This is a genomic window from Occallatibacter riparius (genome assembly GCF_025264625.1).
In the GTDB taxonomy this organism is placed as follows: domain Bacteria; phylum Acidobacteriota; class Terriglobia; order Terriglobales; family Acidobacteriaceae; genus Telmatobacter; species Telmatobacter riparius.
Window position 1 is genome coordinate 127,321 of sequence record NZ_CP093313.1, and the last position, 12,058, is coordinate 139,378.

15 protein-coding genes are annotated in these 12,058 nt (G+C 56.8%); 5 read left to right on the forward strand and 10 right to left on the reverse strand.

Annotated features, from left to right (window positions below; translation table 11 throughout):
* Positions 1–735: 735 nt before the first annotated feature.
* A complete protein-coding gene (locus MOP44_RS00385; RefSeq protein ID WP_260793910.1) occupies positions 736–1,212 on the reverse strand; it encodes a hypothetical protein in 477 nt (158 codons plus the stop codon).
* A gap of 250 nt (positions 1,213–1,462) precedes the next feature.
* On the opposite strand from MOP44_RS00385, the gene MOP44_RS00390 reads away from it, so the two are divergent.
* Positions 1,463–1,759, forward strand: a complete 297-nt coding sequence (locus MOP44_RS00390) for a putative quinol monooxygenase (protein ID WP_260793911.1) — start codon at positions 1,463–1,465, stop codon at positions 1,757–1,759.
* Between the two features lie 323 nt (positions 1,760–2,082).
* Here the strand turns inward: MOP44_RS00390 and MOP44_RS00395 are convergent, their stop codons facing one another.
* The 5 genes from MOP44_RS00395 to MOP44_RS00415 form a co-directional block, all read right to left on the reverse strand.
* A complete protein-coding gene (locus tag MOP44_RS00395; protein ID WP_260793912.1) occupies positions 2,083–2,424 on the reverse strand; it encodes a peroxiredoxin family protein in 342 nt (113 codons plus the stop codon).
* Positions 2,425–2,839: 415 nt separating this feature from the next.
* A complete protein-coding gene (locus MOP44_RS00400) occupies positions 2,840–3,748 on the reverse strand; it encodes an HvfC/BufC N-terminal domain-containing protein (protein WP_260793913.1) in 909 nt (302 codons plus the stop codon).
* Positions 3,745–4,626: an MNIO family bufferin maturase gene (gene bufB, locus MOP44_RS00405; protein ID WP_260793914.1), complete on the reverse strand. Its 882-nt coding sequence runs from the start codon at positions 4,624–4,626 to the stop codon at positions 3,745–3,747. Before bufB ends, MOP44_RS00400 begins: the two co-directional genes overlap by 4 nt.
* A gap of 77 nt (positions 4,627–4,703) precedes the next feature.
* Entirely contained in the window at positions 4,704–4,997 is a 294-nt protein-coding gene (locus MOP44_RS00410; protein ID WP_260793915.1) for a hypothetical protein, read from the reverse strand.
* Between the two features lie 168 nt (positions 4,998–5,165).
* Positions 5,166–5,942 (reverse strand): DUF1223 domain-containing protein, encoded by a 777-nt coding sequence (locus MOP44_RS00415; protein WP_260793916.1) that lies wholly within the window; start codon positions 5,940–5,942, stop codon positions 5,166–5,168.
* Positions 5,943–6,155: 213 nt separating this feature from the next.
* Between MOP44_RS00415 and MOP44_RS00420 the strand changes: the two genes are divergently transcribed.
* From MOP44_RS00420 to MOP44_RS00430, 3 genes are read left to right on the forward strand one after another with little or no spacing between them, the layout of a single operon-like run.
* Positions 6,156–6,569 carry a DoxX family protein gene (locus tag MOP44_RS00420; protein ID WP_260793917.1) on the forward strand — a complete coding sequence of 138 codons (414 nt, stop codon included), beginning with the start codon at positions 6,156–6,158 and terminating at the stop codon, positions 6,567–6,569.
* Position 6,570: 1 nt separating this feature from the next.
* On the forward strand, positions 6,571–7,200 hold the full coding sequence (locus tag MOP44_RS00425) for a sigma-70 family RNA polymerase sigma factor (protein WP_260793918.1): 630 nt from the start codon (positions 6,571–6,573) through the stop codon (positions 7,198–7,200).
* Entirely contained in the window at positions 7,191–7,430 is a 240-nt protein-coding gene (locus MOP44_RS00430; RefSeq protein ID WP_260793919.1) for an anti-sigma factor family protein, read from the forward strand. Before MOP44_RS00425 ends, MOP44_RS00430 begins: the two co-directional genes overlap by 10 nt.
* Before the next feature lie 280 nt (positions 7,431–7,710).
* Here the strand turns inward: MOP44_RS00430 and MOP44_RS00435 are convergent, their stop codons facing one another.
* Positions 7,711–7,911, reverse strand: coding sequence for a hypothetical protein (locus tag MOP44_RS00435; RefSeq protein WP_260793920.1), 201 nt, complete (start codon positions 7,909–7,911; stop codon positions 7,711–7,713).
* Between the two features lie 387 nt (positions 7,912–8,298).
* Here MOP44_RS00435 and MOP44_RS00440 point away from each other — a divergent pair, with 387 nt between their 5' ends.
* Positions 8,299–8,454 carry a hypothetical protein gene (locus MOP44_RS00440; protein ID WP_260793921.1) on the forward strand — a complete coding sequence of 52 codons (156 nt, stop codon included), beginning with the start codon at positions 8,299–8,301 and terminating at the stop codon, positions 8,452–8,454.
* Positions 8,455–8,538: 84 nt separating this feature from the next.
* Here MOP44_RS00440 and MOP44_RS00445 read toward each other — a convergent pair whose 3' ends face one another.
* From MOP44_RS00445 to MOP44_RS00455, 3 genes are read right to left on the reverse strand one after another with little or no spacing between them, the layout of a single operon-like run.
* Positions 8,539–9,048 carry an NADH-quinone oxidoreductase subunit B family protein gene (locus tag MOP44_RS00445; RefSeq protein ID WP_260793922.1) on the reverse strand — a complete coding sequence of 170 codons (510 nt, stop codon included), beginning with the start codon at positions 9,046–9,048 and terminating at the stop codon, positions 8,539–8,541.
* A gap of 7 nt (positions 9,049–9,055) precedes the next feature.
* On the reverse strand, positions 9,056–10,600 hold the full coding sequence (locus MOP44_RS00450; RefSeq protein ID WP_260793923.1) for a hydrogenase large subunit: 1,545 nt from the start codon (positions 10,598–10,600) through the stop codon (positions 9,056–9,058).
* A gap of 4 nt (positions 10,601–10,604) precedes the next feature.
* Positions 10,605–12,056, reverse strand: a complete 1,452-nt coding sequence (locus tag MOP44_RS00455; protein WP_260793924.1) for a hydrogenase 4 subunit F — start codon at positions 12,054–12,056, stop codon at positions 10,605–10,607.
* Between the last annotated feature and the right edge of the window lie 2 nt (positions 12,057–12,058).

Here is a 12,058-nt window from a genome sequence, read left to right on the forward strand (position 1 = left end):
GTCGCCCAGACGAGCTTCTGCTCTTTGTCGGACAGATCTCCGCAGAAAATCTCGGTGCCATTCGGAAGCATCCAGGCATACCCGTCAGCGATCTCGACGCGAGAGAAGATATCCCAATGGCGAACGTCCTTCTTACGGTCGGCAGACGGCTTGGAGTGGAAATTGATCGGATGGAGATAGCACTGGAGAGATCAGAGGCATCTCCGCTTGATCAACCCGACGAAACCTTGCCGGACTAGGCCAGGCTCCTGCATTCTCGCCGCCGCGCATCGACACATGATCCGCCATTCTCTAAAGCTCGATCCCTCGACTGTTACTAACAGGACGAGTCACTCAACCAGAGCGGTTGCGCGCACGCTGCCAAGTTCGGGCAGCAATCGCTAGTTGAAGCCAGGCGGAAGCCAAGCCCTTTCGTCCTCGGAGCAGCCGACCGCGAGGCTACTCGGGCTGGCAAGTCGACTAAAAACGGGCTTCTCGGACACTTGGCCCCGGGAATGCAAGCTGGCGCTGGGAAAGCGTTTCCTGAGCATGCCGCTCGACACGGGTGAAGACCGCATGTGCAGCGATGGCAGCCGGTTTATGCACTTAGGCAACGATTACAGACAGTGTCACCTGGACCTTGCATCGACCTAGGGGTGGTCACGCTCTCTTGATTACTGAGATCGTGGCCGGAAGGGACTGAACCATTCAGACCAATGAACTCCTGCTGGCCTCAGGCCGATTCCACATCATTCCTTACAGGGTGTGGCAAAACTGAAAATGCAGATATTCCTCGACGGCGATAAGGACCAGCGTCAGGACAGATAGGGTGATTTGGATCGCGTCCATGCGCTTCTGCTTGCTCGTTCGCTGCTGCCTGCGCCACTGAGCAGCGGGACGATTCCGCAGTCGCCACGCATGGTACTGTACAGCGAGGGTTAGTAGAGAGCCAATCAAAGCGCCGAATAGCAGCGACAGCCTCAGCCAGGTAATCTCATGGAACCTGTCGAGTGTCGCACCCAGTCCGACGGTCATCGCCAATGATCCGATACCCAGCATCAGGCGAACTCCGTTAATGGTCACGACCGCTGTGCAGACACTCTGCAGAATAGAAAAAAGGAAGCTGGAACCGACGATGACGATTCCAGTGCCGGGTTTCGACGCGGCGGTCTCATCGGAGATTAACTCCCTCTCCTGTGCATCGAGCTCCGTTGACGTAACCCTTACGCTCATCCAATACCTCGGCCGAATCGCTTGCGGCTTGCTACATCATAACCCTTGCCGGAGAGCTGATGCGTGAGGAGCGCGGTGAACAGATTGCTGCAAACGCGCTTCGACGATCTTCGTTGAATGGTGTAACCATCTCGCCCCGTCCGCTTCTAACCCAGAAAGGTGTGCTTTCTTCACGAGAAGAGCACGCGTTCCAACACATGAAGATTCTGTGCGATAACGATTAGCAACGGCATAAACAAGGAGTGGATAGATGAACCGATTCGGAATACTGGTGACCCTGCAGGCAAGACCTGGAAGAGAGAGTGACGTAGAACAGTTCCTCAAGTCTGCGCTTCCTCTCGTCGAAGCTGAAACCGGCACGACTACATGGTTTGCGATCAGGATTGGACCATCGATGTTCGGCATCTTTGACACATTCAAAGACGAAGCGGGAAGAGCAACTCACCTGAGCGGAGAGGTCGCGAAGGCTCTCCTTGCCCGCGCCGACGAACTCTTCGTCACCGCTCCGGATATCAAGACAGTGGATATCTTGGCTGAAAAGCTGTAGAGCGAGAAGCAGTTTTGGAGTAACCGGCGGTCAGTGACACCGGTGAGTTCGAGCAACACCCGCCTCTCGCCGGTAACCCTGGTGTAATGTGTCCTTGGAAAGAAGCTTTTGAGACGAGGCTTTTCAAGTTCCTGTTTGATCCACAGCTCAGGATCGCCCGTTCCCACCTCTCGAATCGGCGCGAAAGTGAGAGGCGTGAAGAGCGTAATGATCAAGATCGAAAAAAGAAGAGTGAGCCGAGAGGTTTGGATGGCCATGGTTTCATTAGAGGGCAAAATAAGGCTGCGGCGATGGTGCGTGGCGCAGCCTTCTGTACAGGGAATTTAATTCGCAGCGAGGTGATCGAGTGCATCGTGAGCCGACTGGCAATCTCCGTGGCTGTGGCTGATCTTCTCGAAGGCGATCATGCCTTTCTTGTCGAGAATGAACGTCGAGGGGTAAGCCGTCTCCTGCGGCGCATCCCGACGTAGCGCGTAGAGGTTTGTCATCTTGTAGTCTGAGTCGGTTACGAGCACTATGTTTGCAGGAAGCTCAGGCTGCTTCGCCAGGAACTCTTTGGCATGCTGGTCGAGGTCAACGGGCGGACCGGGATAGACCAGGAGGACCTTAGTATGCTTGGCTGCGAAGTCCAACGCGTAATCTACAAAATCGTGAACCTGCTTCACGCAATAAGGGCATTGGTAACCGGGGAAGCCGCGCAGCAAACCAAGACCAAACCCTGCCTCTGGACCTCCTTGGGTAATTGAACGGTGTTGCCGGTCGGTGTAGTCAGGGTAAAGTCAGCAGCTTTTGCGCCCACTGCCGGCTTTTGGGCGAAAGCAATCGTCCCAAATATCGAAGTCACAAAGGCCAGAACGACGAGTGAGGCCTGCCGGAAAAACAGGCGAGTGAATGTGCTGAACCTCCTAAGATGAAACCGGATGCTGACATTGTGGGACGCTTCCGAGCCTGGATAGCCCTAAGACATCAGAGGGCGGAAGGTTACAGCTTCTTTTCAAGGAGCGTCCATGTTCAATCCAGTCTGTAATCGTCGAGCTGAGAGGTGGCCATCAGGAAGCAATAAAAAACGAAGGAATGCCTCTACATCACAGAAGTCGCTTGATGTTCAGAAATGGCTTCAGTGGTGCAAAACCAGCCGAGCTTTGAGGCATGAGCAAAACACTGTTGGACCAGAGCTGCTTGTTCATCTGGTTTCAAGCGACTTTTGGCAAATCCCGATGCGATCGCATCGGCAACGGAAGAACCTTCTCGGAATGCACTCAGTATGAGGAAAGTCTCCCGCTCAATCCTGCGGTAGTAGACTGAATCGTCGAAACGATGCACAGCAAGGTAAACACGCTGCTGGCGCATCGATGGAAGCTTCATTCGATACTGCGTATCTTTCTGGCTCGTCGCACTGCTCACGATATCGGTCTCGGGCATTCCCTTCTTTACTGCCAGGACAAGGGTGTCGACCGGATACGTGAGTTCGAGAAGTTGCAGATGAGGCTGCAGGAAAAGCCGGGAGTCGGGCCCGATCGTCTCAACTTCTTCAGCCGTCAATGGCTCCAGGCGTTTACTGTCAAAGGCGTCGACATATGCCCATTCGAGCTTCGCCACATCAACCGCGAGCTTATGACGCTTGCCCACGAGTTCTGGATGATCGACCAGAAAGGCAGGCAGCTTTGCTCCCAGATCCCGCAGCGTCCAAGATGTCGAGGGATGCGCGTGCAGGTAGGCGACTATGAGTGATTCGAAGCGTTTCGGCCCCAACACAGCGTTCAAGCTTGGATAGTCTTCAGAGACCGCGCTCATCAGGCGAAACCAGTACTGCCGGTTGTAGATCTCAAGACGCTCAAATGAAGAGAGTCGTGAGTTCGGTGCGATGTAGCTTGCTGCCAGCTCTTCGGTGGAACTGCCGTCCTCAGTGGTCTGCTGCATCTCATAAGCCGCCGTCAGCGGGCGGCGAACATCTTCTGCCATCCTGCGTTGAAGGTCGAGAAGGTTCATACAAAGGCCTCCTCAAACAAGGGCCGTCCATTTGGCACAACTGGCGACTCCGACAACAGAAATCGATTGGCTTTCAACGCCTCGGCATGAACCTCTTCAAATGACGGAATGCTGTCGTCCCACTCCAGCAAAGTAGCCGTTGGTCCGCAACGCTCGATCGCGCGCGCGTAGAGTGCCCACACAGGGTCAAGCACGGGATGATCGTGTGTATCGAGGGTGTAACGTTCAAACTTGGAGTGCCCCGCAATGTGAATCTGTGCCACACGTTCGACTGGAATGGCATTCACGTAGTCGAATGGATTGAATTCGTGATTCTGCGAGGAAACATAGATGTTATTTACATCCAGCAGAATTCCGCAATCAGCAGCGTGGACAACCTCATTCAGAAATTCCCACTCGGTCATCTCAGAGTCGTGATACTCCGCATAGCTGCTCACGTTCTCTACCGCGACCGGAATCTCCAGATAATCCTGTACCTGACGCACGCGCTCAGCGGTGATGCGAGCCGCCTCGAACGTATACGGGAGGGGCAACAAGTCGTGTGTATAGCGTCCGTCGACGCTGCCCCAGCAGAGATGATCAGAGAGCCAGGGCGTATTAGTGCGCCGCGTCAGCTCCTTAATGCGTTTCAGGTGATCCCGATGCAGCGGCTGGGCGCTTCCGAAGTACATCGATACACCGTGCTGAACCACGCGGTACTGGTCAAGAATCTGATCGAGGATCTTGAGAGGGCGGCCACCGTCGACCATGTAGTTCTCCGAGATGATCTCAAACCAATCGACCACTGGCTTCTTCGTGAGGATGTGATCGTAATGCGGCACTCTCAGGCCAATGCCGACTCCGTAGTCGGTAAATCCATTGAAGCGATTGGCTGGCATGTGTTCTCCCGGCTTCTCTGCTTTGTCGGTTGGTAGGAGGTCCGCAGCAAATGCCAGACCCCCTACACTGGGAAGGATTAGCTCTTCGGCTTGGAACCGTCGGTGGCGCAGGCTCCCTGTCCCTTGCAGGCGTTCTTGCCAGCGTGCTTCTTGTCGCCGCCGCCCTGTCCCTTGCAGTCGTTCTGCCCCTTACAGGCATGCTTGGGGAGCGTCTTCTGGTCATCCGCTGCCATGACACCGACGACTGCGGAGAGGCTGGAGGCCCCCGCGTGGCCGGAGACGGGCTGAGCGCTAAGACGGGCTGTGGTTCCACCGAGGAGGCCGGCGAAAGCCGCCGCCAGTGCGAGATTGCTTACCGTATTGGTCTTCATGAAGAGTTCCTTTCGGGTTAGGCCAGGGCGTCTGGCGGGTTGAGAGTGTTATGACCATAAGGGAGTCCGACCTGGGAGAACCTCTCCCTTACGCTTTCGGGCGCATGTCTGAAGCATTCGGTCACACAAAGTTACAAGTGGTTTTGAAAATTCGGAACGAGTGAATTGCTAGAGAGGCAGCGTCTCAGCACCCACAATGGCTCCCTGATGCGGCTCCTGCGCGAAGAGGATCAGGTGATGCGCCGCACGGCCAATCTGAAATCCGTCAGGGACAGCAATATGAATGGAGTGTTGCGCATCGTCCTTCACGGTAGCTATGCGGCTTAGAAACCGGGCGACGGAGACATGCTGGAGTGAGCGCCCGGAGTTCTCCCCACGGAGTACGTTCGAACGATCACTGTCATCTGTAAGAACCGCGATGACATCCAGAGATTTCGATACAGGGGCACTCAGCGAAAATGTCACGTCCAGGACTGACGTGTTATGAGACGACGAGATAATGTGAAGAGCTACATGGCTGCGTCGAGAGTCCTCTTCGAGCGCTCGCTTGAGTGCAGACCCGTCACTGCCCACGAACTGGTCCCGCCCATTCACGACCATCTGGGGGGTATATGAGCCTTCCGGGGACAGGCGCGAAGCGTACGCGCTCTGCCTGGCGGTGAAGGCAGGTAAAGAATAAGGGTCCTTCCAGCCCAATTCATTCCAATAAGTCACGTGCTCACTGATGCCGACGATGAGCTGCTTGTGCGAGGTCTGCTTTAGATTGATTTGCTGCAGGAGCATGTCGGCTGGTGGGCAGCTCGAACACCCCTCGGATGTGAACAACTCCACAATGGCGACTGACGCCGGCTTTTCCACGCTCGGACTCTGGGCGCTTACATGCCCCGAGCTCATATTTAGAGCGAATGCAACAAAGGACAGCGTGTATGCTGCGTGGGATCGCATCGAAGACCTCCTGCTTTCTGCGCCCGTCTGACGTGCCACGTCACCATTGGTTACAACGAATGTGCTCTGGAAAAGGTTGTAACCATACGACGCCTCGTCCCTCTAACGGTGCGAAAGAGCAAATTCCAGCCAATGCGGGAGTTGCTGAAAGAAAGGAATCTTGTGAACCAGCTGCTTCCCCTTTATCGGCGGTTCGTTAAAATCGCATCATCGTTGCAGTCTCCGATGCTGCTGGCTGTCCGCTTGTATTGGGGGTTCCAATTCGCCCAGACAGGTTGGGGCAAACTCCACGACTTGCCCAAAATCATCGGGTTCTTTGCGAGCCTGAACATACCGTTTCCGGCCTTCAACGCACACTTCGTGTCAGGCCTGGAGTTTGTTGGCGGCATTTTGCTGATGCTGGGTCTGTTCTCCCGCCCCATCGCACTTCTTCTGGCCGGCAACATGTTGGTTGCATACTGGACTGCAGACCGTGAGGCTCTGACGTCTGTTTTTTCCGATCCGGGGAAGTTTTACATCGCCGATCCTTATACGTTTCTGTTCGCTTCGCTGATGGTTTTGATCTTCGGAGCCGGATTCTTCGCGGTGGATACGTTCATCACCAAACAACTGGGAGCCACCTCCTAACATGGAGTCCAACGTCGAACGCAGGACAGAAGCCGAGATGATAACGGCCATACTCGCGGGCGATACCCAGCTCTTTCACGAGTTGATTCGCCCTCACGAACGGGCTGTCTACATGATGGCTTTGTCATACATGAAGAACGAGGCCGATGCGGAAGACGTCGCTCAGGAAGCGATTGTCCGCGCTTTCCGCCACCTCTCGTCCTTCCGCTCCGAGTCTCGTTTCAGCACCTGGCTAATCAGCATCACACTAAATGAGGCACGCGGCAGGTTGCGGCGGCAAACGACGGTTCGAATGGAATCCCTTGATACGTCTGTCGCCGAAGATTCGCCCGTCTCGCCTGCTCTCCTCCGGGACTGGCGCGAGATTCCCTCGGAGGCGGTCGAACGTTCCGAGGTGCGAGTATTGCTTCAGAAAGCAATTCAGAGTCTCCCCGATATTTATCGAGAGGTATTCTTCCTGCGAGATGTGGAGGAGCTCAGCATCAACGAGACCGCCGAGACATTAAAGATAAGCGTACCGGCCGTGAAGGTCCGACTGCATCGGGCCCGCATGATGCTACAAAAGCAGCTGGCACCACGACTAAAGACAGTGAACCCAGCGCCGAAAAGGAGGTGGCTGCCTTGGTCATAGAATGCAAACACGTTTGGGAGCACATCTCCGGATATCTCGATGGGACCTTGTCCGATGAGACGCGAGAGGTGGTGCAGAAGCATCTGGACCACTGTGAGATATGCTCGGCGATTCTCGACTCGACGCGGAACATCATCATCCTCACCGCCGACGATCACGTCTTCGAGTTGCCCGTCGGTTTCAGCGAGCGACTGCATGCGCGTATCGATCTGGAGTTTCCCGCCCGCTGATGCTAACGGGAGCGATTACAGGAAGCGTGTCAGCCCAGAAGAACAAGGTGATGCGAGATCTATTCTGCGAAAGCGGCACCAGAGTTGTGACTGCCGAGCCGATCTGGGCTGTATGCCTGAATGCGCCGTTCGAAATTTGCTGCACAATGGCTCGCGATTCCGCGCGCCCTTCATCCCTGGCCGATTCATCGCTTCGCCGCTGCACAACAGAGATAAGAGCCGCATGCGCTAATGAGCGCCCGTGCGGACCTGTACGGGGGGCGACCAGGAATGGTTGTTCTTACCGCGACCCCAGCGACTCCAGGCCCGCGACGCACGTAGCGGAAGCGGGAGCTGCCACCTTGCGCGACGCGGTAATTTGCTGCCAGTAGTTGTTCCTCGCATAGGAGAATACGTTCGCGGGGCGCTTGCCGAAGTCGGTGGGCCACTCGCCGCTACTCTTTACCGGCGATAGAGCGATGTAAACTTCGAGTGCCATCATGTGGTCAGCCGTGAATCGGGGTTTCCGTTTTGGGCACCGCAAGTCACCCTTGGAAGAGCATGCCTCGTATGAGGCCGTGCATCCTCTAAGCGGGGTACGGAGGAGATCTAATCGAGATGAGGGGCGGCAATGAGTCGTAGACGCGGCGGCGCTTCATGCAGGCAGGTGCGGCCGGAAGCGTACTTCTAAAGGCTGCGCAACATGGGCCCGGCCAGGAGTCGCCGCTCCCTGTGGAGCGCGATTCCATGGTCGACGTGCCTTTTGCTGGCATCGCGGGACATTGGTCGATATGATGACAGATATCGAAGTGGTCAGCGGCTCGACGCCAGGTATTGAAAAAGTTCTCGAGTTGTTTTCCCGCGAAGCCGGGAGCCGGAGCACGAGTTTATGGGTGTCGCGCAGGCAATGCCTGCAGACAAGTACGGCTTTGGGCCCGCTGCGGGAACCTTCGCGGCCTCGCAGGGCGTGAAGGTTGACGGGGCCCGCACGTTCGCGATGTTTTCGCGTGCCAAGGTATGGTCGATTCAAATCGCCATGGCCTGATGAGGTGAGTACAACGTGCAGTGAATGGCGTGGTTCCGTCCTTGATCTCATGTCGACCGAGTCCCCATCCATAGAGCGAGTCGTTCATTTGCCAGTTGACTGAACGGTTTGCAGGATGGCTTCGAGGATGGCTGCCGGAGTCGGAGGGCAACCCATTATCGAATGATTGACCGGAATGATATCCGCGACACCGCCTCTGGTCGCGTAGGTTTTGCCGTACACGCCTCCGCACGCTCCGCAATCGCCAACCGCAATCACAAGCTTGGGATCCGGAACGGCATCGAACGTTCTCTTCAGGGCTTCTTCCATATTCACCGAAACGGGACCGGTGACGAGAAGGAGGTCGGCGTGTCGAGGACTTGCCACGAATTTTATGCCGACGCCTTCGAGGTTGTAATAGGGATTATTGAGCGCCTGTATCTCAAGCTCACAGCCGTTGCACGATCCTGCATCGACGTGACGGATGCAGAGAGCACGGCCGAGAATCCTGAGGATGCGCTGCTGGAGAGCGCCAGTTGCAGCGTCTGCATTCGCTGGCGAGACCTGTTCGGTCAATATCCCTGAGCGGATCATCCGCGAGAGCGTGTTGATCATAAGAGCCTCAGAGGTCGTGCCCGGTGTAGGACAGGTTGAAAGATTTGTTGATCAATGGAAAATCGGGCACGAGATTTCCCAAAATCGCGTATTCGATCAGAGGCCAATTCTGCCACGACGGGTCATGCGCATGGCATCGGCGAATGCTGCCGTTCGGGCCGGTTTCAAGAGCGATGAGCACAGGACCGCGCCAGCCCTCGATCACTCCAATTCCGAGAAGGCCCGCGCCGGCGCTCGGAACAGCGCGGCGAATATCGCCGGCCTGAAGGTCCGCGAGCAAAGCGCGACAAATGCGTAGCGATTCGAGAACTTCATCGAAGCGGACCGACACGCGCGCTGCTACATCTCCGGAAGCCTGCGTCGACACATTCACATTCATCTTGTCGTAGGGCTGCCATGGAAAATCCGCGCGAAGGTCGTGCGGAACGCCCGAGGCGCGCGCCGCCAGACCTGCGGCGTCGAGTTCCCACGCAGTTTCGCGGGCCAGGGTCCCTGTCCCGCGGAAACGATCCTGAACCCCGGCGTGGTTATCGTAAATATTCCGCAAGCCGACGACATCGTGTTCGAGCAAGTTATAGCGATCGAGCACGGACCGAGGATCCGCATCGGGTAGGTCGGACACTACGCCTCCCGGCACGACAAAATCCATCAGGTAGCGGGCGTTGAAGCAGGCTTGGTTGGTGCGCAACAGATCTTCTTTCATGCGGGAGAACTGCGTGAGTCCAAAGGCAAAGCCCGCGTCGTTTCCAAGTGCCCCCAGATCCCCGAGATGGTTGGCGAGCCGCTCATGTTCGAGTGCCAGGGCGCGCAGTTGAACCCCACGGGGTGGGCAGATGACGCCGGTTACGGCTTCCAGAGCCGCAGAGTAGGCCCATGCGTACGCGACCGCGGAATCGCCACAAATACGCGCTGCAAGCGTATGGCCTTCCTTTTGAACCAAGCTCTCAAACCGCTTTTCGATTCCTTTATGCTTGTAACCGAGCCGCTGTTCAAGCCGTAGGACTTTTTCTCCAACCACCGAGAATCGAAAGTGACCCGGTTCGATGGTGCCTGCATGGACTGGACCCACAGCAATCTCATGCACGCCCTCCCCTTCGACCTGAACAAAAGGATAAGGCTCCGAAACCATGCCAAATTGAGCACTGCTGTCGAAGTCTCGCCGAAGCGGGAATACATCTTCAGGCCATCCGCCGTGGCGCAGCCATCCGCGATGATCTGGTTCCAGGCTCCTGATGCCGAGCAGATCGAACACGGCGCGTTCCATGCGCACAGCACTGGGGAAGAATTCACCGAGACTGGGCAGCAGCGGCTCAGCCCCGCCGTGCATGTCATGTTCAACCACCAACAGCCCGGCGGCATCCAGGAATGCCGCGTAGACGCGAAAGCGGCCATCGCGGTCGCGATCATCGGCGCCCCAGAGCGTCAAGAAGCGTCCGCCGGCGGCGCGCATCGACTTTGCCAACTCCCGGAACTCAACAGCGCTCGTGAGTGTATAGCGGCACGGCAGATTCGATGGCAGTCTTTTCGCTGCCTCGTCGATTTGTGCAGTCATATGGTCATCCAATCAGCCTCGCGGCCGCGCGATACCACTCTGCCAGCGCCGGGGGAATATAGAGGCCCAGAACCAGGACCATGGCCAGATGCACAAACACGGGTACCAGCGCAGGAGAGTGCGGAAGCTTGGGCGCATTGTTCTCTCCAAACGCCATCGGTTGCACCTTCATGAAGATCCCGGCAAATGCCACGCCGAGCGCAATAAGAAGGAACGGTGTCGACCATGGATGCTCCCGCATCGCCGTCGTAAGGATCAGGAATTCGCTCGCGAATACGCCAAAGGGCGGCATGCCGAGGATCGCGAGCGAACCGAGCATCAGGCCCCATCCGATCGTCGGGCTGATTCCCACCAGGCCACGTATTCCATCCATCTGCTGCGTGCCCGCGGTTTGGGAGGCGTGCCCGGCCGTGAAGAAGATGGAAGATTTCGTAAGGGAATGGACGGTCATGTGCAACAGCGCCGCAAAGTTGGCCACCGAGCCGCCCAATCCGAACGCAAAGGTGATGATCCCCATGTGCTCGATGGATGAATAGCCGAAGAGACGTTTGATGTCGCGCTGCCTCCACAGGAAGAATGCCGCAAGCACCGCGGAGAACAATCCGAAAGCCATCAGCATGCGCCCGGGCATCAGGGTGCCGATGGAGCCGACGGCGAGGACCTTGCAGCGGATCACGGCGTACAGGGCCACATTCAACAACAACCCCGAAAGCACCGCGGAGACCGGAGTCGGACCTTCCGCGTGTGCGTCAGGAAGCCAGTTGTGCAGCGGGGCCAGTCCCACCTTGGTTCCGTATCCAACCAGCAAGAAGACGAATGCGAGCGCCATGACGGTGGGTTCGAGATCGGCTTTGGCCGCGTTGAGATGTGTCCAAAGCAACGCTGTCATGCCCTGGCGGCCGAGGGTTCGCTCCGCGGCAAAGTAGAGGAGTATCGTTCCGAAGAGCGCCTGGGCGATACCTACACCGCAGAGGATGAAGTACTTCCATGCTGCTTCCAGGCTTGCCTTCGTTCTGTACAGCGAGACCAGAAGTACAGTGGAGAGAGTGGCGGCTTCCATTGCAACCCAGAGCAAGCCCATATTGTTCGTGAGCAGTGCAAGCAGCATCGCGAACATAAAGAGCTGATACATGCTGTGATAGAGGCGCAGGCGCCGCGCATTCAGACGGCCGTGGTGTTCCTCGATGCGCATATAGGGGCGCGAAAAGATCGCCGTAGTAAAACCCACGAATGCGGTCAGCGCGACCAGAAATACATTGAACGGATCGACAAAGAATTGTTCGTGACCCATCAAGAGAGGGCCGTTGCGAATGATCCGGACAACCAGGAGCGATGCCGCGAGCAGGGTGCCTAGGCTCATGCCCACGTTGACTTCAGGAGCATAACGGCGCGCGCCCACCGCGGCGAGCACGAACGTTCCCAGCAGCGGCATTCCCAACACGAGCCAGAGTTCCACGT

Excerpts from the sequence above, each read along its gene's own strand:
- MOP44_RS00385 (WP_260793910.1), bottom strand. The coding sequence starts at position 1,212 with ATGAGCGTAAGGGTTACGTCAACGGAGCTCGATGCACAGGAGAGGGAG.
- MOP44_RS00390 (WP_260793911.1), top strand. The coding sequence starts at position 1,463 with ATGAACCGATTCGGAATACTGGTGACCCTGCAGGCAAGACCTGGAAGA.
- MOP44_RS00400 (WP_260793913.1), bottom strand. The coding sequence starts at position 3,748 with ATGAACCTTCTCGACCTTCAACGCAGGATGGCAGAAGATGTTCGCCGC.
- bufB (WP_260793914.1), bottom strand. The coding sequence starts at position 4,626 with ATGCCAGCCAATCGCTTCAATGGATTTACCGACTACGGAGTCGGCATT.
- MOP44_RS00410 (WP_260793915.1), bottom strand. The coding sequence starts at position 4,997 with ATGAAGACCAATACGGTAAGCAATCTCGCACTGGCGGCGGCTTTCGCC.
- MOP44_RS00415 (WP_260793916.1), bottom strand. The coding sequence starts at position 5,942 with ATGCGATCCCACGCAGCATACACGCTGTCCTTTGTTGCATTCGCTCTA.
- MOP44_RS00425 (WP_260793918.1), top strand. The coding sequence starts at position 6,571 with ATGGAGTCCAACGTCGAACGCAGGACAGAAGCCGAGATGATAACGGCC.
- MOP44_RS00435 (WP_260793920.1), bottom strand. The coding sequence starts at position 7,911 with ATGATGGCACTCGAAGTTTACATCGCTCTATCGCCGGTAAAGAGTAGC.
- MOP44_RS00440 (WP_260793921.1), top strand. The coding sequence starts at position 8,299 with ATGGGTGTCGCGCAGGCAATGCCTGCAGACAAGTACGGCTTTGGGCCC.
- MOP44_RS00445 (WP_260793922.1), bottom strand. The coding sequence starts at position 9,048 with ATGATCAACACGCTCTCGCGGATGATCCGCTCAGGGATATTGACCGAA.
- MOP44_RS00450 (WP_260793923.1), bottom strand. The coding sequence starts at position 10,600 with ATGACTGCACAAATCGACGAGGCAGCGAAAAGACTGCCATCGAATCTG.